Annotated in this window: 1 protein-coding gene and 1 pseudogene; both read right to left on the minus strand. The window is 41.9% G+C overall.

The window, feature by feature from the left end:
* Positions 1-191, minus strand: a pseudogene (locus ACESQI_RS24140) (DDE transposase); the annotation flags it as partial.
* A gap of 40 nt (positions 192-231) precedes the next feature.
* Positions 232-603 (minus strand): transposase family protein, encoded by a 372-nt coding sequence (locus tag ACESQI_RS24145; protein ID WP_008640050.1) that lies wholly within the window; start codon positions 601-603, stop codon positions 232-234.
* Positions 604-654: the final 51 nt, after the last annotated feature.

Consider the following 654-nt stretch of genomic DNA (forward strand, 5'->3'; position numbering starts at 1 on the left):
CTACCTCGCTTATCTCTATTTATTAAGATGGTATAAAGATCTCCCTTGCTCAAAGCCGTTTCGTCAATACATAGGCGATAACCCATATTCTTTGGATAAAGGATATACTCTTGGGCATGTGCTCTCTGATCCCAATTCTGGAAGTCACTCAGGTGATCTTTATATTGGCATTGAAGCTGTTTGCCATCCATACAGTAATGCTCAGCTACACTTTGGCAGCTAACGGCGTGATTATCTAAGTAATTCTTTTAAAAAAGCACCGAACTCAGCGGTTATGCGAGTACCGGTGGCTACCAAACTCCAGTCACGACTATATGTCTGCCCTGTGGATGGATCTTCCCAGCGACGACGCTTGATACGTAAATAAACGGCTTTACCACGGATAGGGAAGTCCTGAACTTCAATCTCAGGGAGGAAACCTTTTGAGTGAAGATGTAGATCTGAGTATTCAGCAGGAATAGTGGCTTTCTCCTCTAAATAAAGAATAAAGCAAGTATCCTGAGAAACATGATTGACTAGGGTAAAGTAATCAAGGATTCCTGAAGGCAAGAACAAGCTTAAAGAAGCAACAGGATCAATCGTTTGGGAAGAGGATGTTTTCATGATGCAAAAATAAGAATTTTAACGCAATCCCCCAAGGTTTCAGACTGAGCC

The sequence above is a fragment of the Bacteroides sp. HPS0048 genome (assembly GCF_964240755.1).
Taxonomy (GTDB): domain Bacteria; phylum Bacteroidota; class Bacteroidia; order Bacteroidales; family Bacteroidaceae; genus Bacteroides; species Bacteroides nordii.

What these genes read in the sequence shown, in the direction of transcription:
- ACESQI_RS24145 (WP_008640050.1), bottom strand. Translation starts at nt 603, where the DNA reads ATGAAAACATCCTCTTCCCAAACGATTGATCCTGTTGCTTCTTTAAGC.